Origin of the sequence: Siminovitchia sp. FSL W7-1587, from assembly GCF_037963795.1 — a bacterium.
Lineage (GTDB): Bacteria > Bacillota > Bacilli > Bacillales > Bacillaceae_C > Siminovitchia > Siminovitchia thermophila.
Genome location: NZ_CP150169.1, coordinates 3,911,913 through 3,935,537, shown reverse-complemented (window position 1 = coordinate 3,935,537; position 23,625 = coordinate 3,911,913). Strand labels below are relative to the sequence as shown.

At 42.5% G+C, this 23,625-nt stretch carries 19 protein-coding genes; 2 read left to right on the top strand and 17 right to left on the bottom strand.

Annotated elements, in window-relative coordinates; genetic code table 11:
• Positions 1 to 155: 155 nt before the first annotated feature.
• The 4 genes from lonB to NST31_RS18475 form a co-directional block, all read right to left on the bottom strand.
• Positions 156 to 1,823 (bottom strand): ATP-dependent protease LonB, encoded by a 1,668-nt coding sequence (lonB, locus tag NST31_RS18490; protein ID WP_339162530.1) that lies wholly within the window; start codon positions 1,821 to 1,823, stop codon positions 156 to 158.
• A 120-nt stretch (positions 1,824 to 1,943) separates the two neighbouring features.
• A complete protein-coding gene (clpX, locus tag NST31_RS18485) occupies positions 1,944 to 3,194 on the bottom strand; it encodes an ATP-dependent protease ATP-binding subunit ClpX (protein ID WP_077111233.1) in 1,251 nt (416 codons plus the stop codon).
• A 328-nt stretch (positions 3,195 to 3,522) separates the two neighbouring features.
• Positions 3,523 to 4,812: a trigger factor gene (gene tig / locus NST31_RS18480; protein ID WP_339162528.1), complete on the bottom strand. Its 1,290-nt coding sequence runs from the start codon at positions 4,810 to 4,812 to the stop codon at positions 3,523 to 3,525.
• Positions 4,813 to 4,940: 128 nt separating this feature from the next.
• Positions 4,941 to 5,927: a tetratricopeptide repeat protein gene (locus tag NST31_RS18475; RefSeq protein ID WP_205178281.1), complete on the bottom strand. Its 987-nt coding sequence runs from the start codon at positions 5,925 to 5,927 to the stop codon at positions 4,941 to 4,943.
• 191 nt (positions 5,928 to 6,118) lie between these two features.
• Between NST31_RS18475 and NST31_RS18470 the strand changes: the two genes are divergently transcribed.
• Positions 6,119 to 7,306: a CaiB/BaiF CoA-transferase family protein gene (locus tag NST31_RS18470; protein ID WP_339165618.1), complete on the top strand. Its 1,188-nt coding sequence runs from the start codon at positions 6,119 to 6,121 to the stop codon at positions 7,304 to 7,306.
• Between the two features lie 12 nt (positions 7,307 to 7,318).
• Positions 7,319 to 8,512 carry an acyl-CoA dehydrogenase family protein gene (locus NST31_RS18465; RefSeq protein ID WP_339162526.1) on the top strand — a complete coding sequence of 398 codons (1,194 nt, stop codon included), beginning with the start codon at positions 7,319 to 7,321 and terminating at the stop codon, positions 8,510 to 8,512.
• Positions 8,513 to 8,898: 386 nt separating this feature from the next.
• On the opposite strand, the gene NST31_RS18460 is transcribed toward NST31_RS18465, so the two are convergent.
• The 13 genes from NST31_RS18460 to NST31_RS18400 all read right to left on the bottom strand — a co-directional run bounded on the left by NST31_RS18460 (position 8,899) and on the right by NST31_RS18400 (position 23,284).
• Complete coding sequence (locus tag NST31_RS18460; RefSeq protein WP_339162524.1) at positions 8,899 to 10,086, bottom strand: saccharopine dehydrogenase C-terminal domain-containing protein; 1,188 nt, start codon at positions 10,084 to 10,086, stop codon at positions 8,899 to 8,901.
• A gap of 313 nt (positions 10,087 to 10,399) precedes the next feature.
• Positions 10,400 to 11,956 carry an AMP-binding protein gene (locus tag NST31_RS18455; RefSeq protein ID WP_339162523.1) on the bottom strand — a complete coding sequence of 519 codons (1,557 nt, stop codon included), beginning with the start codon at positions 11,954 to 11,956 and terminating at the stop codon, positions 10,400 to 10,402.
• Positions 11,957 to 12,099: 143 nt separating this feature from the next.
• Positions 12,100 to 12,867 (bottom strand): 2,4-dienoyl-CoA reductase, encoded by a 768-nt coding sequence (gene fadH / locus NST31_RS18450; RefSeq protein WP_339162521.1) that lies wholly within the window; start codon positions 12,865 to 12,867, stop codon positions 12,100 to 12,102.
• Between the two features lie 43 nt (positions 12,868 to 12,910).
• Positions 12,911 to 14,467 (bottom strand): AMP-binding protein, encoded by a 1,557-nt coding sequence (locus NST31_RS18445; RefSeq protein WP_205178289.1) that lies wholly within the window; start codon positions 14,465 to 14,467, stop codon positions 12,911 to 12,913.
• A 79-nt stretch (positions 14,468 to 14,546) separates the two neighbouring features.
• Positions 14,547 to 16,082 carry an acyl-CoA carboxylase subunit beta gene (locus tag NST31_RS18440; protein ID WP_339162519.1) on the bottom strand — a complete coding sequence of 512 codons (1,536 nt, stop codon included), beginning with the start codon at positions 16,080 to 16,082 and terminating at the stop codon, positions 14,547 to 14,549.
• A gap of 14 nt (positions 16,083 to 16,096) precedes the next feature.
• Positions 16,097 to 17,440: an acetyl-CoA carboxylase biotin carboxylase subunit gene (locus tag NST31_RS18435; protein WP_339162517.1), complete on the bottom strand. Its 1,344-nt coding sequence runs from the start codon at positions 17,438 to 17,440 to the stop codon at positions 16,097 to 16,099.
• A 150-nt stretch (positions 17,441 to 17,590) separates the two neighbouring features.
• The gene (locus tag NST31_RS18430) at positions 17,591 to 18,022 is read right to left on the bottom strand and encodes a MaoC/PaaZ C-terminal domain-containing protein (protein ID WP_339162515.1); all 432 of its coding nucleotides are present in this window, start codon (positions 18,020 to 18,022) and stop codon (positions 17,591 to 17,593) included.
• A 174-nt stretch (positions 18,023 to 18,196) separates the two neighbouring features.
• Entirely contained in the window at positions 18,197 to 19,342 is a 1,146-nt protein-coding gene (locus tag NST31_RS18425) for an acyl-CoA dehydrogenase family protein (RefSeq protein WP_339162513.1), read from the bottom strand.
• A gap of 14 nt (positions 19,343 to 19,356) precedes the next feature.
• Positions 19,357 to 20,514 carry an acyl-CoA dehydrogenase family protein gene (locus tag NST31_RS18420; protein ID WP_339162511.1) on the bottom strand — a complete coding sequence of 386 codons (1,158 nt, stop codon included), beginning with the start codon at positions 20,512 to 20,514 and terminating at the stop codon, positions 19,357 to 19,359.
• A gap of 25 nt (positions 20,515 to 20,539) precedes the next feature.
• Positions 20,540 to 20,875: a hypothetical protein gene (locus NST31_RS18415; protein ID WP_205178307.1), complete on the bottom strand. Its 336-nt coding sequence runs from the start codon at positions 20,873 to 20,875 to the stop codon at positions 20,540 to 20,542.
• A 6-nt stretch (positions 20,876 to 20,881) separates the two neighbouring features.
• Entirely contained in the window at positions 20,882 to 22,246 is a 1,365-nt protein-coding gene (locus NST31_RS18410) for an acyclic terpene utilization AtuA family protein (protein ID WP_339162509.1), read from the bottom strand.
• Positions 22,247 to 22,271: 25 nt separating this feature from the next.
• Entirely contained in the window at positions 22,272 to 22,487 is a 216-nt protein-coding gene (locus NST31_RS18405) for a biotin/lipoyl-binding carrier protein (RefSeq protein WP_339165616.1), read from the bottom strand.
• Positions 22,488 to 22,498: 11 nt separating this feature from the next.
• Positions 22,499 to 23,284, bottom strand: a complete 786-nt coding sequence (locus NST31_RS18400) for an enoyl-CoA hydratase-related protein (RefSeq protein ID WP_205178313.1) — start codon at positions 23,282 to 23,284, stop codon at positions 22,499 to 22,501.
• Positions 23,285 to 23,625: the final 341 nt, after the last annotated feature.

Genomic DNA, 23,625 nt, shown 5'->3' with positions numbered 1-23,625 from the left:
ATTCGTGCACCTCCCAATAAAATATCTTCCTTTATAAAAAGACGTTCTGACCGCTTATATCATTTTAGCTTATGAAGACAGTTTATGTCGAGGAACAGGCATTGTTACATACATTGGTCCAAGTTCAAAGCTTTTGTACAAATCGGCAAGTCGCACTAAACACTTTTCTTACTGTCCTTTTCAAATATATCCGGGAAAACAAATTCATGTTCGGCGTTGTTGACGAACACTGCTGAAAATACCTCTTCTATTCTTGAAACAGGAACAATTTCAATGCCTTGAATGTCTTTTAAAATCGCTTGCATGTTTTCTTTTGGAATGAGTACCGTTTTCGCTCCGGCCCGTTTGGCCGCTTTTACTTTCGAATAAATTCCCCCGACAGGTTTCACATCCCCTTTGATACCGATTTCCCCTGTCATGGCGACAGTGTTTTTCACGAGCAATTTATAAACGGCGGAATAAATCCCCGCGGCCATCGCAACGCCGGCCGAAGGACCGTCGATCGGAATACCGCCCGGAAAGTTTACATGGATATCGTACTGATTCGCCGGAACTCCCATCGACCTTAATGCCGTTAACACATTTTCCAATGAACCTTTCGCCATGCTTTTACGTTTAACCGATTTTCCCTGTCCATTAAAGCTTTCTTCCTCGACGATTCCGGTAATATTGATGGAGCCGGCATCCTTTGAAGGAATGACGATAACTTCAATTTCGAGGAGTGCGCCGCTGTTTGGCCCGGTAACCGCCAGTCCATTGACGATGCCCACCGTGGGCGTTTTTCCTATTTTCTTTTCATATTTTGGTGTTAATTGGCTCGCCTGCACAATCCATTCCAAATCAGAGTCAAGAATATGGTTCCTGTTCTCCGTGATGGCAATTCCCGCGGCAATTTGAATCATATTTACGGCTTCTCTACCACTTGAAGCAAAAGACGATAAAGTGGAAAGACCCTTCTCCGATATAGAAAGATTGACTTTATTTGCTGCATTTTTTGCTACGCTCATTATTTCAGGCTGGTCAAGTTCCCTGAAAAAAACCTCCATACAACGCGAACGGATGGCTGGGGGGATTTCACTGGGCGTCCTGGTAGTGGCGCCGATTAACCTGAAATCGGCAGGAAGCCCTCTTTGAAATATTTCGTGAATATGCGCGGGAATTTGATTGTTTTCTTCACTATAATAAGCACTTTCAAAGAATACTTTTCTGTCCTCCAAAACCTTCAACAGCTTGTTCATTTGGATTGAATGAAGTTCGCCGATTTCATCAATAAATAACACACCGCCATGGGCATTCGAAACAGCGCCTTGCTTAGGCTGCGGAATTCCCGCTTGTCCCATCGCCCCCGCACCTTGATAAATGGGGTCATGCACCGAGCCGATTAACGGGTCTGCGATTCCTCGTTCGTCAAATCGGGCTGTAGTCGCATCAAGCTCAACAAATACGGAATTTGAACGGAAGGGAGAACGCGGATTTTTTTTAGCTTCTTCAAGAACAAGCCTAGCGGCTGCTGTTTTACCTACTCCCGGGGGGCCATAAATAATGACATGCTGGGGATTTGGGCCGCAAAGTGCTGCCCGCAGTGCTTTGATTCCATCCTCCTGGCCAACAATCTCTGCAAAGTCTGTTGGACGGACACGTTCAGATAGCGGTTCCGTTAATTGAATGGAGCGCATTTTACGCAGTTGCTCCATTTCTTTTTTCGATTCGCGATCAATTGTTACTTTTTGGGTCCTTTGATTTTTGAGCAAGTTAAAAAAATAGAGCCCGATAACCGTCCCAAAAAATAATTGAATGAACAAAACTATGACTGTCCAGTTCATCGCCTTCCCTCCTGATCACTTTTTTTGCATATGGGTAGTATCTCCGTAGGCGATCAGGAATAAACGGTACATTTCTTTCAAACAAAAAAAGGAAGCAATTTTGCTTCCTTTCATCTTATATTATGCCCCTTTTAAAATGGTACCGTCTTCCAGTACGAGTTTTGGAGGCAAGTCGTTCAAAACGGACTCTTTTGTAATGATACATTTTTTGATGTCTTCTCGAGAAGGCAAGTCGAACATGACATCCAGCATGATGCTCTCAATAATGGAGCGAAGGCCGCGCGCTCCGGTTTTTCTTTCAATTGCTTTTTTAGCGATTTCACGGAGGGCCTGTTCTTCGAACTCAAGTTCCACGTTGTCAAGCTCAAGCATTTTTTGATACTGCTTGACGAGGGCATTCTTTGGTTTCGTCAAGATTTCAACGAGCGCGTCTTCGTCAAGAGGTTCCAAGCTTGAAATGACAGGAAGGCGTCCGATAAATTCCGGAATTAACCCAAATTGAAGCAGATCTTCCGGCAGCACTTTGGCCAGTAATCCTTTTTCCTCAACCTCATCACCTTGATTATCAGAACCAAACCCAATCACTTTTTGTCCAAGGCGGCGTTTGATGATCTGTTCAATTCCATCAAATGCTCCTCCACATATAAAGAGAATATTGGTTGTATCAACTTGGATGAATTCCTGATGGGGATGCTTCCTTCCGCCTTGGGGCGGAACGCTGGCAACGGTTCCTTCCAAAATTTTCAAGAGAGCTTGCTGTACCCCTTCTCCAGATACGTCACGTGTAATGGAAGGATTTTCCGACTTTCTGGCGATTTTGTCTATCTCGTCAATATAAATAATCCCTCTTTCCGCTTTCTCCACATCGTAGTCTGCGGCTTGGATTAATTTTAATAAAATGTTCTCGACATCTTCCCCGACATATCCCGCTTCAGTTAAAGAAGTCGCATCCGCAATCGCAAATGGCACATTCAAAATCCGGGCGAGTGTTTGGGCAAGGAGTGTTTTTCCGCTTCCAGTCGGTCCAATTAAACAGATGTTACTTTTCGTCAATTCCACATCATCGATTTTGCTGTTGGAATTTATCCGCTTGTAATGGTTATAAACCGCTACAGCAAGTGATTTTTTCGCCTGTTCCTGGCCAATTACATATTCTTTTAAAATCTCGCGAATTTCACGCGGCTTCGGGATATCCTTAAACTCAAATTCCTCTTCTGTTCCAAGCTCTTCCTCGACTATCTCGGTGCAGAGCTCTATGCATTCATCACATATATATACACCTGGTCCGGCAACCAGTTTACGAACCTGCTCCTGTGTTTTTCCACAAAAGGAACACTTTAGTTGTCCTTTTTCCTCATTGAATTTAAACAATGAACTCTCACCCCTTTAATAACTATACGCTGGTTTCATCGTGGAAATGATGCTGCTGTTAAATAGTTATGTATTGCATTGTAGCATACTTTTTCATAAAATATACAATTTTTCGCTCATGAAATAGTATGTTGTGTTTCTTGCTTGATATGTCGGCTAAATTTATTATGTATGTATTTCGGAAGCTTTTTATGTTTGAATAGCGAAAAATGATGGGAGCGGTCCCGCACTGGCAAAATCTGTAATTGGTATAAAACAAGGCACGAAGTAACCCGCGCCTTGTTTTATCTATCGTATGTTGAGTAAGTGAACGTTATGTTTATTTATATTATGCACTAGTTTTACTGTTTTCAACAAGAAATTCGACTGCTTTTTGAATTTTTAAGTCGGCTTTAATGTGATCAAGGTTTTCGCCGAACGCTTTTTTAACTTCTTCAACAGACATATTATACGTATCCGCCATTTTTTGAAGTTCTTTCTCGACGTCTTCATCACTTGCTTCAAGATTTTCCGCGTTAGAGATAGCCTCGAGCGTTAGGTTCATGCGAACGCGTTTTTCGGCGTCCTCTTTCATCTGGCTCTGAAGCGCTTCTTCATCCTGGCCGGAGAATTGGTAATATAAATCGAGGTTCATGCCTTGCATTTGCAGACGCTGTTCAAACTCCCGCATCATGTTCTGCAATTCATTGTCAACCATCACTTCAGGCAAATCGATTTCTGTATTGTCCGTCGCCTTTTCAACGAGCGTGTCACGCAGTTTCTGATCCGCTTCTTGCTCTTTGCTTTTTGTCAAACGTTCTTTGATCGATGCTTTTAACTCATCAAGTGTTTCAGCTTCATCGTCGACGTCTTTGGCAAACTCATCGTCAAGCTCAGGAAGCTCTTTCGCTTTAATTTCGTGAACTTTTACTTTGAAAACAGCAGGCTTGCCGGCTAATTCTTCCGCATGATATTCCTCTGGGAATGTGATTTCCACATCTTTTTCCGCACCAGGCTCAACCCCTACGAGCTGCTCTTCAAAACCAGGGATGAAGGCTCCCGAACCTAATTCAAGCGAATAATTCTCTGACTTGCCGCCTTCGAATGGTTCTCCGTCAACAAAGCCCTCAAAGTCGATGACGACCGTGTCGCCCTCTTCAGCCTTGCCTTCCTCTTTAATCACGAGTTCTGCTTGACGCTCTTGGAGCATTTTCAATTCATTCTCCACATCTTCGTCTGTTACTTCCGTATCCATCTTCTCCACTTCTAACCCTTTATAATCACCAAGTTTTACTTCGGGTTTGACTTGGACAGTTGCTTTGAAAATTAACTCTTTGCCTTGTTCCATTTGCTCAATGTCAATTTCCGGCTGATCAATCGGCTCGATTCCCGTTTCCTTTATCGCGGCCATATAAGCTTCAGGCAGAATGACATCAAGCGCGTCCTGATACAGGGCCTCTACTCCGAAACGCTTTTCAAATAAAGAACGCGGAATTCTTCCTTTACGGAAGCCGGGAATGGACACTTGCTTGACAACTTTCTTAAAAGCTTCGTCAAGTCCTTTGCTTACCGTTCCTTCATCAACTTCCACGGTAAGAATCCCCTTATTTCCTTCTAACTTTTCCCATTTTGCTGACATATTTATTACCTCCAACCACGATTACTTCATTATTTAAGATTATGTAAACCTTATAACTTTTGATATTACTGGCACTGGCATAACCATTACATTGTAACATAATATTATTTTCATGAAAAGCCATGTACTCAACCCATTTGTTCTGATACTTGTTCAAGAAGCTCCAAAAATGAGAGGACTTCATCAAGCTCTGTCTCTTCCAATCCAAGTTTTTCCGCCGCCTTTTTTTTGTTCCAATCCTCCCCGTACATCATTCGGCTATATCCGCGGTAGACGGCTGCCCATAGCATCATTTTTTCGTATTCGGGTTCAAAAGGAAACATCAGGAACTGATGGCGCTTTATCATTTCTTTGACCTGTCTCATCAAAACCGGATTTTCATGTTCAAGTTCTTTTTCCAACTCTGATTGAACTGATTGAAAAAAAGGTGTTTCTGTTACGTCTGGAAGAGTTGACGGATTGAATGTCCCCGAAAAGCCTAGCTTTCTGACTTCAACTGTTCGCTCGATGTGATGTTCTTTCAAAACATTCAAAGCGACTGTCTGTAAAAACGGATGCGCCTGGCCATTCTTCAGTAACCCCACAACCGATTCCAAGTAAGGCTGAATATTTTTATCAGCCAGCGAACCGAGTTTTATAATCTGCTCTTGAAAGCTTCCTTCGGTTACCTCTTCTGCGGACACGGATTTTTCTACAAAATCGTTCTTTTTATTGTCAACTGTTTTTTTGCTAAAGTTCAAAAGCGTTTGATAGTGCTCTCTTTTGTCTTCCGGCACATGTTGCTCTTCAAAAAGGGTTTCCAGTGTGTGGACCACCTCGTCATGCAAATGTAATTGTATTAAAATCATTAAATAAAGATCGAATACTTCATAATAATCTCCTGCTCCTTGCAGAAGCATTTCTTTCGCAATATCTTTCGCTTCTTCATAATCTCCCTTTTCATAAAGAGCGATTACAAGCGCTTTATCAATTTGAGGGTCTTCAGGCGACAATTCTTTTGCCTGCTGCAGCAAATTCACCGCATCTGCATATTGATGATTTTCCAAGCTGTCAATCCCCTTCCGGAACAGCCTTTCTTTTAATCCCGGAAAAAGGATTACGTTATCTTTTTTCATTTCCATCCCTTCTTATCTGTCGACACAACTTCTATAAGATAGTAAAAAATAGTTTAGCACGAGCCTCCCTCAAAAACAAACATGAAAAGAGTACAAATAAGAAGGAATATTTGTAATTTTAATAGAATATACATGATATAGGACAAAATACAGCAAATTTTTCACTCAAAAGCTGGAAGGAGGGGTATTCACTGGCTGGTGCACTGCAAGGAATAAGAGTGCTCGACCTATCCAGAGTTTTGGCAGGACCGTATTGTTCCATGATACTGGGGGACTTGGGTGCTGAAGTCATTAAAGTGGAAGCGCCCAATGGAGGAGATGAAACGAGAAAATGGGGACCCCCGTTCAAAAAAGGAGTGAGTGCCTATTATTTATGCGCCAATAGAAACAAGAAAAGTATCACTGTCAATTTAAAAACAGACGAAGGCATAGAAATTATTAAAAAACTCGTTGGAAAAAGCGATGTGTTAATCAACAACTTTAAAACCGGGACAATGCAACGCCTTGGATTGGGCTATGAATCTTTAAAAGAAATAAACCCCGGACTCGTATACTGCTCCATTACCGGATTTGGAGAAACAGGACCATATAAGCATTTGGCCGGCTATGACTTTATCATCCAAGCAATGAGCGGCCTCATGAGCATCACGGGGGACGAGCGTTCCGGGCCCCAAAAAACAGGTGTGGCCATATCCGATGTACTGACTGGTTTATATGCCTGCATTGGCATCCAAGCAGCCCTCATTGAGCGCCGGCATTCGGGAATAGGGCAAAAAATTGACATGGCGCTATATGACAGTGCGGTAAGCGCTTTAATCAATATGGCAAGCAATTACTTAATGTCGGGAGTTGCTCCCAAGCTGATCGGCAATGAGCACGCCAACATCGTTCCTTATCAAGCTTTTTCGACAAAAGACGATAAAGTTGTCATTGCTGTCGGCACTGACAAGCAATTTATGACATTATGCGAGATTTTGGACGTTCCCCATTTGGCATGCGACGAAAGATTTCTGACCAATTCAAAACGGGTCGAACATCGCGAACAGCTAATACCGCTTTTGCAAACGCAACTTTTCACAAAAACGGCCGCCGAATGGATCAATCGTTTCCGCGAGAAAAACATTCCATGCGGCCCGATTCAAAGTATGGACCAATTGGAAAGCGATCCCCAGCTTCAAGCAAGAAGTATGTTCCATTCTATGGATCATCCAACAGCCGGAGAAATCAAACTGGTTGGAAGTCCGTTAAAACTATCACGAACACCGGCCGCGATTAAATATTACCCGCCTGATGCCGGAGAGCATACAATAGAAGTTTTGCAAGCTCTCGGCTACGGAAAAGATCAAATACAATCTTTGAAAATGAACAATATCGTTTGAGGAGGGGTCCCATTGAATTTCGATTTTACCGAGGAACAATTGTTATTGAGAAAAACAGTGCGCAACTTTGTAGACAAAGAAATCATGCCTTATATCGGTGAATGGGATGAGAAGGGAGAGTTTCATCCGGAAATCATCAGAAGACTTGCCACCCTTGGATTAATGGGGGTTTGTATACCGGAAAAATATGGCGGCAGCGGCATGGACTACAACTCCCTCGCCATCGTATGCGAAGAGCTTGAAAGAGGAGATACGGCTTTTCGCACGGCGGTGTCGGTACATACCGGCTTAAACAGCATGACACTGCTGCAATGGGGAACAGAAGAGCAAAAACAAACATATTTGGTGCCGCAAGCAAAAGGGAAAAAAATTGGAGCATTCGGCTTGACCGAACCGAATGCCGGGTCTGACGTAGCCGCCATGCAGTCTACCGCTGTCAAAGATGGAGATTATTATATTTTGAATGGCCAAAAAACATGGATCTCCCTTTGTGATGTGGCCGATCACTTCCTTGTGTTTGCCTATACGGATAAAAGCAAAAAGCATCATGGCATTTCCGCGTTCATCGTAGAGAGAACGATGGAAGGGTTCTCATCAAAAGCCATCAAGGGCAAACTGGGGATACGCGCGGGAAATACCGGCGAGATATTTTTTGATCATATGAAAGTGCCAAAGGAAAACTTGCTTGGCGAGGAAGGAGAAGGCTTTAAAATTGCCATGTCTGCACTGGACAGCGGCCGCTTTACAGTAGCTGCGGGCGCCTGCGGACTGATTATGGCCTGTTTGGAAGCAAGCTTAACGTATTGCCATGAAAGAGAGACATTCGGGAAAAAGATAGGGGAACATCAGCTTGTCAAGCAAATGCTCGCCAATATGGAAGCAGGCTTGCAAATGAGCCGTCTGCTCGTATATCGGGCCGGGGAGTTGAAAAATAAAGGCGTTAGAAATACGCGGGAAACATCCCTTGCCAAATGGCAAGCATGCGATTTTGCCAATAAAGCGGCAGACGACGCGGTGCAAATTCATGGAGCTTATGGATATTCCAACGAATATCCCGTCGAGCGCTACTTAAGAAACTCCAAAGCGCCAGTTATATATGAAGGAACTCGGGAAATTCATACAATCATGCAAGCAGATTATGTGTTGGGCTACAGGAAAGATAAGCCGTTAAATAAAATGCTTCCGGCCTGGCCGTTTGAGGAGTAACATGTTCTGCTCGTTATTCGTGACTTGGAAAAAGTTTATATTGGATTAGATAGATAGTTTTTCAGGATAAGTGCCTGAGCATTTTTGAAAAAGTTGGTTGTATTTTCGAAAAGTGAATAGTCTTAAAGCAGTGATTAAAAAATTGGCAAGTATTCCTCAAAAAGCGGATATGATCTAGTAAAAAAATAGTTCAGCACAAAAATACCCGATTGAATCGATCCACATTGCAGAAAAGGAAGGACCAAAACCATATAAAAATGAGTAAACCGCATGAAATCAAATTTAAAACCTTGATTTCACGCGGTTTTTTCACGATTTGTAAGAATAGCAATTCGTTTTTAACTATGTCTCGCCCTCTCTTGCATTCTTGTTGGATACGAATAATATCAAGCTCGTTCGTATTCGGTCTCCTTGATCAAAACCTGCCTGTCTGCCATTTCTTTTATATAAAGCGGACCCGGAACGATCTGTTCGGGAGGAAACACACCTCTTTTGTTAATGACGCCAGTTCCGATCATTTGGGCCACGACAGAGATCGTATTGGCTGTGGCTCGCGCCATAGCTGTCACGTTTTCCCGGCGGTCTTTATATGCCGCCATCTCATATGCAAATGTTCTATTTTTAAAATCCTTTTCACCTGAGACAATGACACGCAGCAAAACAACGTCATCCCGGTCCCCCAATTCCGTAATGGGGTTGAGTACCTTTAGTAAAACATCACGCGGCTTTACGTTCATTTTACCTATTTGAACCCAATAATCATTCCGGGTTAAATGGAGGTCGACAAGCAATTGAAATTTGTCGCGGTGGCCCGGGTAGCGGATCGTTTTGTATTCCAATGTATTTAATTCCGGATACGACTTGGACAACGTCGACGTTCCTCCTGATGTATGAAAAGCTTCCAGTGGCCCGAATTTTTCAAAATAAATTGGCTCCACTTCTGATAAGGAGGGAACTTCCTGTTTCTTTCCGTCACGAATAATCAAGGATGGATCTGTATAATGATCGAGCAGCCCTTCCAAAGAAAAAACATGATGATATTCAAGCGGAGGCTCCGGCCGAAGCGGAATGCCGCCGACATATAGTTTGATCGATTGCGGGGAATCCAGTTTACTGGCGCCATAGCCAGACAATATATTGATCATGCCGGGCGCTACACCTAGATCGGGAACCAAAGTAACATTCGCCCTCTTAGCTTCCTCATGAAGCGCCAGGACTCTATCGGTAATGTGGCCAATATGTCCCCCAAGATCCACCACACTCGTTCCGGCTTCAATCGCCGCCTTTGCAACCTTTTCATTAAATGAGTAAAAAAGGGCGTTGAGAACAACATCATAATGTTGTAAAAATCGAACAAGCTCTTGCGAATTGCCCGCATCCAAACGGAACGCCTTTATTTTCGGGGAATGTATTTGGCGGCACACTTCCTCTGCCCGTTCCAAGTCGATATCCGCCAAACCCACCGCCTCTACATGTTTCCCTTTTACAAGATCCCTCGCCGCTTCCTTACCCATCAATCCTGCCCCTAATACTGCTGCACGCATACTTCTTCCCCTCCCCAGCTTTTTTATCATTTTATGCCGGGGGCGACGGAAGAATTAAAAGAGCGTGCAAAAATACAAGCGAATACCTCTTTTAGCGAATGAATCAGCCTTCGCCATATAGACTTTCAGAAAAAGAGGTTACTTTATCCCAAACAGTAAGGAAGGATTTTATTACCACTTAATGAAGGGCGGGGCAAATAACGCTTCTTCATCATTGTGAATCCCAAACAGTATAATTTTTATTACCAGCTAGTGTGTCTCTTTTTTGGTGCAATAACCACCTAATCTCATTCTATTAACGCATATGCTCCGCGGCAATTGTACAAAGAAATCGAAAGCGCTTTTAATTGATGTTGGATTGATTCACTTTTCCATACTTTTCTTTCAAAGTATATGTTAATACTTTACCTTGTAAATTTCTTGGCAACATCTTCACAAACTCGACTTTATGCGGGATTTTATATTTCGCCATTTTTCCAGTACAGTATTCAATGATTTCTCTCTCACTAACATCTTGATCATCATGTAAAGCGATAACCGCCATTGGCACCTCTCCCCACTGATCATGGGGGACTCCAATCACTGCCGCTTCCCGTACTGAAGGGTGCTCATGTAAAACGGCCTCTATTTCAGCAGGATAGACATTAAATGCTCCTGAGATAATCATATCTTGCTTTCTTTCTACCAAATAATAAAAGCCTTCATCGTCCTGTCGAGCCATATCACCTAAGCCAAGCCACTCCCCCCGGAAAGCTTCATTCGTGGCTTGAGCATTATGATAATATCCTTTGCAAAGTGTAAGACCCCTAACAAGGATTTCTCCCACTTCTCCTTGCTTTACTTCTTTGCCATCTTGATCTACTATTTTTAATTCCATTCCCAACATAGGCAAACCGACGCAACGGTCTTTTTTTCTCATATATTCATGATGTAAATTGGCAGCGCCACCAAGCTCAGATGCGCCATAAAATTCATTTAGTTCTGCATTCGGAAAGAACTCGAGCGCTTTTGTCTTTGTACGAGTCAGTAGTGGTGCACCAACTGAAATAACTGATTTCATTGAAGATACATCAAAACTATTTTTTATTTCATCTGGCAATGCAAAAATCGCGTCTAACATGGGTGGCGCTAAAAAAGCGGTAGTGGTCTTTTCCTGATCGATCGCTTTTAATACTTCTAATGGATGGAATTGTTCTACTATATGAATCGGATTTCCCACGAACAGATTCGGCATTGCAATGGATATCGCAGCCGCACCAAACAGCGGCCCGGCAGCAAGTCCCTTTCCATTTCGGCTAATTGAAAATTCAATACTAAAGTGTGTAAGTACGAGATATAAACTTCTATGAGTATGAATAGCCCCTTTGGGAAGCCCAGTTGTTCCACCCGTGTACATCAAACATAATTCATCTAACTCGCTTAACGGTTCCGCTATTTCGGGCTCGCTGGCAGGGAAACGTTCTATCCATTCGTCATATATTGTAAAAGATAAGCGATCTTGATTCCCAACAGTGACAAAATATTTTGTTGTCAACAATTCTTGGTGAATTTTTGAAACCTCATCACCAAAACGGTAGTCGTACATAAATAATATAGCTCCGGAATCATCTAACACATGCTTTATTTCCCTCGCTGTAAAACGTGAATTTATCGGGACATACATAGCGCCAATTTTGCTGCAAGCTACTATGATTTCAAATAACTCATTGCCATTAAACAACATAAATGCCACTTTATCACCTTTTTGAATTCCTATATCCAGTAAGGCGTTGCCCAATTGATTGACCCTATTATTAAATTGACGATAGGTAAATCTCTTCCCCTTAAATGAAAGCGCTACCTTTTCCGGGTAACGAATAGAATTGAGCTTGATCGGATCGCCAACAAGCATCTGCTTCATTTTTACCATCTCCTTTCGCTTTATGATTTGTATGAGCGTCGCACTGGAAGATCATATACTGCTTATTTTTCTCCTAAATGAGTACAACGTTAATACAATGAAGCACATTTTTCCTACTTCACTCATTCTCCACAATTCCATGATCAAAATGGAAATTGGTTTAAATGCTGTCCCCCGTCCATTGTGACGACTTCTCCATTCATAAAAGAAGCCTCATCTGAGAGGAGAAAATAGGCAAGTGCCGCAATTTCCTCAGGTTTGCCGCACCTTTTTAAGGGAATCGATTGTAAAGTTCTTTCCGCCATTTTCTCAGAAAGCACCAACTTATCAGCGCCGCCTGTTCCTTCAATTGGTCCGGGAGCTATTGCGTTTGAACGGATGCCATACTTGCTGCCCCATTCTACGGCAAGGGTGCGAGTCAAACTTAACACGCCAGCTTTGGCTGCGGCACTATGAACAACCCCTGCCCCGGCATCCCAGGCATAGGTGGCCACCATATTTAAAATGGTCCCTTTTTTCTGTTCATTTATCCAATACTGCCCCACTGCTTTTGTACAGTAAAACGTTCCGTTCAGAACAATATCAATGACTGAGTTCCACCCGTTAATGGTTAAGTCCTCGGCAGCCACGACAAAATTGCCGGCGGCATTGTTCACAAGGTGATCGATCGTGCCAAACGTGCGGATTGTCTCTTCAACCATTCGTTTTACATCTTCAATATTTCGGACATCCATTGGAACATATGCTACTTCCCCTTTTGCCGTTTCCATCAATTCATCTTTTACAGCTTGCAGACGTTCTTCATTTCTTCCCGTGATGACGACATTCGCGCCTTCATTCGCAAAGCGCCGCGCCATCGCTTTCCCTAATCCACTAGAACCGCCTGTAACAATAACAACTTCATCTTTCATATCATATCCTCCCTGTATTTGCTGAAATGTTTGAAAAAATTCTTTATGTTATTGTTTGCTCCGTATAATACGTTTTGTATTGCTCTCTTAATATATTTTTTCTAATTTTTCCCGTGGCAGTGATCGGCAGCTTATCAACAAATATAACTTCTTTTGGTACTTGAAAGGCACTGAGATGTTCTTTACAATGCGTGACAATCTCGTTTTTCGTGACATTTACGCCTTCCTTCGGAATGACAAAAGCGGTGATTGCCTCTATCCAATGGGCATGTGGCAATCCTACGACGACAGCGTTTTCAATCTTTTCATGTAAGAGCAGAGTTTGCTCGACTAGAATGGATGCTACATTCTCACCCCCTGTTTTAATCATATCTTTCTTTCGATCCACAAACACTAATAAACCATCTTCATCAAAATATCCCAAGTCTCCTGTATGATGCCAACCATATAAACGGCTTTGCTCAGTTTCATCCGGCCGATTATAATAGCAAGCCATCACGTTGGGCCCGCGATGAACAATTTCTCCCACTTCACCTTTATCTAAAATATGACCATCTTCACCCATAATGGCTGTGTCATTAATAAGAGAAGGAATCCCCCAATACGATCCGAATTTGCTCAATTGATATTCTGGCCCAAAAATAACGGTTGCCGGGTACATCTCTGTTTGCCCCGTAGCTAAACAAAACTTTGCCTCAAATTCCTCAATACCGCTTTTTAATGTTTTTTCATCCATCGGCGCCATCGCATATACACAATAACGCAACGATTCAGTATCTTTCTTCGTTCTTGTCGGAACATGGAGCAGCGCACGATACATCATCGGAAGTCCGATCATAATCGTAATCTTTTCTTTTTTTACCGCTTCCAGATAGGAAGCTGGTTCAAATTGCCTAAAAACGACCATCGTACCGCCAATATGAATAAAAGACATCACAACCGAGTGCAGGGCACAATGAAAAATTGGCAAGATAACTGCCACGATATCATCTTTTTTAATCATCATCTCGACAATATTGCCCAAACTGGAAATAAAAACGGCGACATGGGGTATGGCTACTCCCCTCGGACTTCCAGTCGTACCGCTTGTATACATAATTTGCGCCAAATCCCGATCTTGAATATGAACTTCAGGTTCTAATGTATCTTCGCCATGTAAGAGTGCTTCAAAACTGCTCTGGTCACTACTTTGGCTACCCATATATAATATGTTGGGACAGCTTTTTTTCATCACATCGGCTTGTTGAATAAAATCTTTATCGACCATTATTAATTTCGCTTTTACATCCGATATGATGAAATTCTTTTCTTTCAGACTTACAGCGGGATTGATCGGAACCCAAACCAATCCGGCTTTTTGAATACCCAATATTGCCACAATAAGCTGCCAAGAATTCGCGCTAATTGTGACAATCCGATCCCCTTTTTCGAATCCTTTTTTTAATAAATAATGTGCAAACTGATTTGCTGCTTCATCCAACCGGGAAAATGTCATTCTTGTCTCCCCGTCAATGATCGCTATTTTATTTGGATGCCGACTTGCCGAACGCCGCACGATATCACCAACAGCAATACGATTGATAACTGAGATATCATTCATTTTTTTATCCTCCCAACTATTGTGAATAAAAGTCCAAGAATGAGATCATTTGAATGTTGCTGTTTTCGCAAAGCAATCATTAGCTTAAAATGGTACTATGCTTTTTCGTTGGCAGTGGAAAATCTTTCCTTCCAATTAATTCAAAACGATTGGAAATTTCTTTTCTTAGATTTCTGGGCATAATCAGCTCATCAATGACTAAATCTCCGGCAAGTTTAAAAATATCATATTCTGCCCTATACTCATCCCGAAGCATTTTCACCATTTCTACTTTTTCTTTAGGATCGGTTATGCTTTGAATCTTGTTAAAATAAACAGCATTTATCGCCGCTTCCGGACCCATAATGGCAATTTCGGCTGATGGCAAAGCAATGGTCGCGTCCGGTTCATATGCCGGCCCGGCCATTGCATAAATTCCAGCCCCATACGCTTTACGAACAACTACACATAGCTTGGGCACATTAGCAACGGAGCTTGCATATATAAAATTTCGCCCGCGTCGTAAAATACCAGCTTGCTCCACTTGAGTACCCACCATAAACCCGGGGGTATCACAAAGGAATAATAACGGGATATTATAAGCATCACATGTCCAGACAAATTTCGCCCCTTTATCAGCAGATTCTGGAAAAATAGCCCCTCCTTTCACCGCGGGCTGATTGGCAACGATTCCTATCGTTCTGCCATCCATTCTTGCAAAACCTGTAACAAGTTCTTTCGCGTAATCTTTTTTCACTTCCAAAAAGCTGTCTCCATCTACAAGGCAGTCAATTAATTCTTTCACATCGTACGCCTGATTTGGTTCTTGCGGGATAATCCGATCTATCTCTTCCGGACTGCGACTTGGGCTTTTGGCTGCTACTCTTTCAGGCGCCAATTCAAAATGATCAGGCAAATAAGACAGTAATTTTTTGACCGTTTCGGCCGCTTCTTCTTCTGTTTTGACAACAAAATCAACCGAACCGCTTTTCTCCGCGTGCATTCTTGCACCACCCAACTCTTCCACATCCACCTTTTGGCCGGTCGCCATTTGAACCATTCGCGGAGAAGCGATTGCCATCCCAGCCATTTCTTCCACCATTACCACGAAATCGCAAAACACTGGCATATAAGCTGTTCCTGCAAAGCAAGGGCCATATAAAACGCCAATTTGGGGAATTCTCCCCGACATAATACTGTGATTATAGAAAATTTTACCGCCAGAGTATTTTTCAACATGGTAGCCATTCGACTCATCAATTCTTCCACCAGAAGAATCGATTAAATAAAGAATAGGCCTCTTTCCTTTTAACGCAGCTTCTTGTGCGCGCAAAATTTTTTCACCGTGTTTTTTTCCAATAGACCCTGCTTTGACCGTAAAATCACTTGCTGTAAAATAAATGAGTCTGTCGTCCAGCTTTCCAGCACCCGTTATGATGCCATCATTAGGTAACTCTTTCTCAAAAACATTTGCAAATGTGCCCGTCTCATAATATATATTATCTTCGCCGAAATAGAGCCTAAGCCGATCCCGGACAAACAGCTTGTCCATTTTCTTTAATTTCTCATGATTTCGCTGCGGCCCTCCTTTTCGAATCCGCTCTATTTCATTCATTACGTTTTGCTCTCGATTCATCACCACTCAACCTTTCATCTGTACCTTTTTTCTTTATTTAAAAAGCTCGTTGTATACATTCCTTCCGTAAAACGGCTATCATTCATTGTGTCTATTAAAATGGGCAAATTCGTTTTTACCCCTGTAATCTCAATTTTTGCTAAAACCTCTTTCATTTTTGCAATGGCTTCACCCCTCGTACCGCCATGGGTAATGATTTTTCCAATCATTGGATCGTAAAATGGCGTTATGACATTTCCTTCTGCCACACCAAAATCAAAACGGGCTCCATGTTCAGGTAATTTTAATGTTGTCAACATGCCGGGAGATGGGAAAAAGCGCACGGGATCCTCTGCGTATAACCGGCATTCGATGGCGTGTCCATGTTGTTTAATATCTGTTTGTTCAACATCCAATTCGTATCCTGCCGCAATGTTTATTTGCATTTCAACTAAATCAACCCCAGTCGTTTCTTCTGTTATTGGGTGCTCCACTTGAAGCCTCGTATTCATTTCCAGAAAATAGAAGTTCATATGTTCATCAAAAATGAATTCCATCGTTCCTATATTCTGATAACCGATTTCCTTGGCGCCCTTAAGAGCTGTCCTTAATAGATTCTCCTTTACTTCTTTTGACAAAGCGGGGGTGGGCGATTCTTCAACCACCTTTTGATGCCGTCTTTGAATGGAACATTCTCTTTCATATAAATGAAGGGCATTTCCTTTTTGATCACATGCAATTTGTACTTCAATATGGCGGGGATGTTCAATCCATTTCTCAATGAACAACGCTCCATTGCCAAAATACATTTCGGCTCTTTTTTGGCTAGGATTAAAATGTTTCTCTAATTCAGCTTCACAATGAATGACCGACATGCCAATTCCCCCGCCTCCCGCACTTGCTTTCAGCATAATTGGATAACCAATTTCTTTGGCCAGTTGTTTCGCATCTCCAATATGTTGTAAACTCTTTTGTGAGCCGGGAACGACTGGAACACCAGCCTGTTTCATTAAATTACGCGCTTCTAATTTATCGCCCATTTTTTGAATGATCCCCGCCTGGGGACCGATAAAAGTGATCCCATTAGTTTCACACTCCATGGCAAAATCACTGCTTTCAGATAAAAAGCCATATCCCGGATGAATCGCATCAATATTTGCTTTTCGAGCTGCTTCCATGATTGCCTCCACATTCAAATAACTTTTTTGCACCTGTGGTTCCCCAATATAATAGGCTTCATCAGCCATCTGAACAAACGGGGCATCTTTATCAGCTTCGGAATAAACAGCTACGGATTGAATATTCAATCTCTTCAACGTGCGAATAATCCTGGACGCAATCTCACCACGATTAGCCACTAAAACTTTCTGCAACATCATTTGTATCTCCCTCTTTATTCGCGGTATAAATATCCCTACATCAATCTGGTTTTTTCAGCTTGAACAACTTTGTCTTTTTAGAAACCCGACTGCTTACATCTTCAGCAAGCTATAGAAACTTACAACGTTCAAGTACTACATCTTGTTCATTCATTTTTTATTTACGAGTATTTTCACTTTTGATGTGGCGACTTCCTCTTCCGTTTGCTTGACCAACTGTTGACGGACCGTCACCAAACCTGTTTCATTCTTATGCCCTGTTAATTCCGTCACTTCCAGGTTTACGTGAATCGTATCACCAATAAAAGTTGGATGATAAAAACGCACCTCATCCATACTGTAAAAAGCAACTACAATACCAGGTTCAAAACGCAGTAATCCCGATCCAACAGAAAGAACGAGCAAACCGTGGGCAATTCGTTGTTGAAAAGGTGTTTGCCGTGCATATTCAGCGTCCGTATGGAGCGGATACCAATCTCCGCTTAGAGAAGCAAAATTTACAATATCCGCTTCGGTAATGGTCCTCCCTTTTGACTGCCATGACTCACCGATTTGATACTCTTCAAAATATTTCGCGAACAATTGTTATGCCTCCTCATCATGCTCGATGGCTTTTTTACGCAGAACAATCTTTAATACTTTCCCAGTCGCGTTTCTCGGAAGTTCTGATCGTATTTCCAACCGGGCTAATTTCCCTTGAGGTGCACCTCCATATATTCTCGAATAGTAACAAAGTTAACGCCATCTTCCTTATATCTATATATCAAGTTGCTTCACTAAAATCTCCTTCATGATTTCCGTCGTACCGCCGCCGATCGCTTGAATTCTTGCATCCCGCCAGTAACGCTGTACAGGAAATTCCATCATATAGCCGTTTCCGCCGTGGATTTGCACAGCTTCATCACATACTCTACTAACCATTTCGCCCGCATAAGCTTTTGCCATCGTTGCTTCGGTTATGACATTTTCACCTTTGTTATAGTTGTAAATGGCACGGTATGTGATATATCTTGCCTTTTCGATATCGACAGCCATGTCAACCATTTTGTGGCGCAACACTTGGAACTGGCGGATCGGCTTCCCAAATTGAATGCGTTCTTTGCTATACTTCATCGCCTCTTCTAGCGCCTTTTCCGCTAAAGCAATGCTCGATAAAGCAAGAGTAAGGCGCTCCCACTGAAAGTTTTCCATTAAATATTTAAAGCCTTCATTTTCTTTTCCGAGTAAATTTTCTTTTGGTATTTTCACGTTTTCAAAGAACAGCTCCGCAGTGTCCGAGCCCCGCCATCCTAACTTTTGCAGCTTCTTTCCAATTGAAAAGCCTTCCCAGTCGGTTTCAACGATGAACAGGCTTATATTTTCGTGAACGGGACGCTCCCGCGTTTTGGCCGCGACGACAACATAATCGGCATTTGCCCCATTTGTAATAAATGTCTTTGTTCCATTTAAAATATAGTACTCTTCTTGCTTTTTGGCAGTTGATTGTATAGACGCGACATCGCTTCCTGCATATGGCTCTGTAATGCCCAATGCCGCCACCATCTCTCCTTTTACAGACGGAATTAAGTACTTTCTCTTTTGTTCCTCATTGCCAAACCGCCAAATGGGTGTAGAGGCAATTCCGACATGGCCGCCGATCGAGGCGCTTACTCCTCCCGAACCACAATTCATTAACTCCTCCACAAAGACGGTTTCCATAATGAAATCCGAACCCATTCCACCGTATTCTTCCGGGTATTTAATTCCTAAATATCCAAGCTCCCCACACCTTTTAAACAGGCTTCTCGGAACTTGGCCCTCTTGTTCCCAGCGCTCGATATGTGGAGATATTTCCTTGTCGACAAAGCGGCGCACCGCCTTGCGGAAGATCTCATGTTCTTCTTGAAACATCCAATGCTTCACCCTGGCACACCCCTTCAATATTCTTCTAATCCCAGTTGTTTTGCGATAATTTCTTTCATAACCTCGTCTGTTCCGGCGCCTATTCGATGCAGCCGGGTGTCCCGCCAAACTCGCTGAATCGGATATTCCATCATATAGCCGTTTCCGCCTAATATTTGCAAAGCGCGATCCGCCACCCAATGAGCTGTTTGCGCAGCCGCCATTTTAACCATTGAAATTTCTTTACTCGGAATTTCACCTTTTGAAAAGCGGTAAGCAAGTGCATACGTCATTTCTTTACACACTTCGATTTCTGTTTTCATGTCGACAAGCAAATGGCTGATCACTTGGAAATTGGCGATTGGCTGTCCAAATTGTTTTCGCTCTTTTGCATAACGATAAGCATATTCATACGCATATTCGGATATCCCGATCGAGCCGGCGGCGGAGATCATTCTTTCACCTTGCAACTCCCACATAATTTGAGCAAATCCGTTCCCTTCTTTTCCAAGTATATTGTCCAAAGGAACTCGGACATTTTCAAACACAATTTCGGCTGTATCACTTGACCTCATACCGACCTTATCTAGTTTTTTACTCACCGTAATTCCCGGCCTATCCATCTCAACAAGAATCATGCTCAGCCCTTTATACCCTGGCGCATCAGACGTGCGAACGACAAGAGTAATGAAATCAGCTCGCGGCCCATTTGTAATAAACATTTTTGCTCCATTAATGACCCAATCATTCCCGTCTTTCACCGCTCTCGTCTGAATCGATGCGACATCAGAGCCATGATTAGGTTCCGAAATACCAATGGCCGCCAGCTTTTCACCTTGAAGAGCCGGTTTTAAAAAACGCTCCTTTTGCTCCTCATTACCAAACTCTAGTATTGGTGGGGTCGCCATATCGGTTTGGACACCGATCGCCATTGGAAAACCGCCAAAGCCCGTGCGACTTAACTCTTCCGCCAAAATAACTCCCGCGAAATAATCCCATCCTTGCCCGCCGGCCTCTTTCGGATAGCGGAGGCCTAAAAAACCAAGCTCGCCCATCCTTTGTAGAATCTCTCTTGGAAATTCACCTTTTTCCTCCCATTCGCCTAAAAATGGCGTCACCTCTTTCTCTAAAAATTGCCGAATTGTTTTTCTCAATAAACGATGTTCCTCTGTAAAATAGGGCGCATAATTCATCGATTCATCACCTTGCTTTTCCCCCTCACTTCACGTTAAATGAATCAGGAACTTCTATTTCAAAACGTAAAATATTCGATCCAAAGCATTTTCCTAAATGATCAATCCGCATCGAAGAAGAACCTCCACCATCCAACGCTTCATAACAAACGAAATTTAACGCTTCAATATTTGGAAGTTCATACCGATTGATCTCCCCTAACACAAGGCCTTTAAAAAAAGCTGTCATTCTAGCAACAGTCATTTGTTCAACAAGAAGGGGATAGTAATCTTTGTGATTGGCAAATACCGCGATATTCACCGTATTTCCTTTATCTCCTGAACGAGCATGGGCAATTTCTTTTAACTTGACCTTAGCCACTAAATATCACACCTCCTTTACTTCAACTGTTACCCTCTCTTCAACCAACGTTCTCGGTATAAGAGATGACCACATACCAATTTGCTGTCTCGTCGGTATATTCCCGATATATGACATGGATGGCGGGCCGTTTAATCCCAGCGGCGGAAATAAGCGAAAGAAAGAATCCGCCTTTTGCTTGCTTTCGGATTTTACAGCCATGCGCAAGTATATTTCATTCAGCTCTCCTTCCGGCTCATGAGACAGAGGTCCATGCAAAGAGTTATAGCCGACATAATCCGCTCGGATTCCATCAAATTCAAGCTTTTTTCTTTCCATCTGCCGGTAAATAATTTGCTCGGCCAACTTTGCCTTTTGTAATGCGTCGGGCCAACAATAGCCAATAAGCACTTGCCCCAAAAAGCCGTCCGCATATCCCATCACGACTTTTAAATCTGCCGGTTTTTCTTTCCCTTTTACACCTGTTACCTTCACTTTATGGGGCGCGATTTCTTCTAACTGGACATTTGTCACATCCATCACAACATCCGGTGTCACATATGCCGCCGGATCATGAATTTCATATAGCATTTGTTCTTTGATCGTTTTCTTGTTCACGATCCCGCCACACTCTTCCACCTTACTGATGACGAATTCCCCGATCTCATTGACTTCGGCAATGGGGTAGCCAATCGTTTCATACCCATCTACCTCTTGCCAACCGCCGATAAAATTTCCTCCCGTCGACTGAGCGGAACATTCTAACAAATGTCCCATAAAAACGCCGCTTGCCAACCGGTCCCATTCATCTTCCAGCCAGCCAAATTCATATATCAACGGAGCTAAAAACTGCGCAGTATCCGTTGTCCGGCCACTAATTACAATATCAGCCCCTTGCCTTAACGCCTCCACTAACGGTTGCGCTCCAAGGTAAGCATTGGCAAACAGCAATCTTTCTTGAATATTTTTCGCTAAAGGCCGCTTGGTCTCCACATCTTGAAAAAAGACCCCTTTTTCCTTTAATGGATCAATATCGGATAAAATGTTATCACCGGTGACCACCGCGACTTTCAAATCCGTTATGCCCAGTTCCTTTGCCATCTGCAATACGATTGCTTGTGCCCCTTTTGGATTTAACCCGCCTGCATTCGTCAGTATTTTAAACCTTTTCTTTTTTACATAAGGTAAAAGCGCTTTCATATATAGATATAAATCACGTGTATACCCCATATCCGGATTTTTGTCTTTATCTTTGGCAAGAATGGCCATCGTTAATTCAGCTAAAGCATCAAAAGCCAAATAATCGACATTTCCATACTTTGCGTTGGCTATGGCGCCATCTACTGAATCTCCATAAAATCCTTGGGCAGCACCTACTCTGATTGATTTCAAGTAAGGTCATCCTTTCAAGTACTCGTTATTCCATTTCTACGACTACATCATTTTCCTGAACAAAATCTCCTTCCTGTACATTTATTTTCGATACTTTTCCGTCCAGCGGTGCTTCCACTGGAATTTCCATTTTCATGGACTCCAAAATAATCAAAGCATCACCTTTATTCACTAGATCTCCTTCGCCAACTTGAATCTTCCATACAGTACCACCCATTGGTGCATATGCCTTCATTTTTATTTTCCTCCTCACTATTTACCTTTCCATTCCGGTTTCCGTTTTTCTAAAAAGGCTGAAGCTCCTTCTTTTAAATCTTCACTGCGAAATGATACCAAGCGAAGTGTCGATAATAAATCAAACGACTTAGCCAAATCTATTTGTTCTGTTGTATAAAATGCATCCAATGCCAATCTTACTGCAAGGGGGCTATACGAACAGATCGTTTCTGCTACTTTCCAAGTCTCTTCCTCTAATTGAGCGTGCGGAACGACTTTATGAACAAGATTTACTTCCTCGGCTTCCTTTGCAGATAACACTTTCGCTGTGAGCATCATTTCCATTACTTTTCTTTCCCCAACAGCACGCCGAACCCACGGTAATATCACAAAAGGGACTAATCCTAATCGCAATTCAGTTAAACCAAGTGTGGCCTGATCTGAAGCAATGGCGATATGGCTCATTGCTGCCAAACCCGTCCCGCCACCCAAAGCCGGGCCATTTACAGCCGTAATAATGGGAGTTGAAACCTCGGCCCCTAACCGAAATAATTCATTACTTTTTATTCCCTCATCATATAATTGTGGCACCGGCTTCACAAAGTTCTCTTTAAACTCTTTCAAGTTACCACCTGCCGAGAATGCTTTTCCACTGCCAGTAACAACAATGGCCCGAACTGTTTTGTCCCGATCAGCTCTTCGAATAGCGTTCACCAAATCTCCCGCCAGCTGTTCTGTCAATGGATTCCTTAATTTCGGGAGGTTTAATTGTATTTTTACAACATGATCACTTTGTTCATATAAAACGGTTTCATATGCCATCCTCTTCTCCCCTCACTTTGCATAAAGTGTTGTTGCAAATGAGCTAGTTGCAAATATAAAATGCAATTTACATGCCAAATAGATAACATAGAACAAAGCCCAGAAGATAGCCTCTCCCCTGTTCAAAAACGTTCCGCTCATTTGTTTTAATATTTGTACAATTGTGTCGTTTATTGTATATTTGATTATAAAGTGAAACTTCATTCAGTAGGGCTCCTACTGAATGTTAGTTGAACCAATCGGGCATTTAGGTGCCGTTTTCTACCACTTGGACCTTTTGTATCAACTCAGATTTTGAAGTGGGAGTCTTACGGCACCTTACATGCGGGATAAAGTGAAAC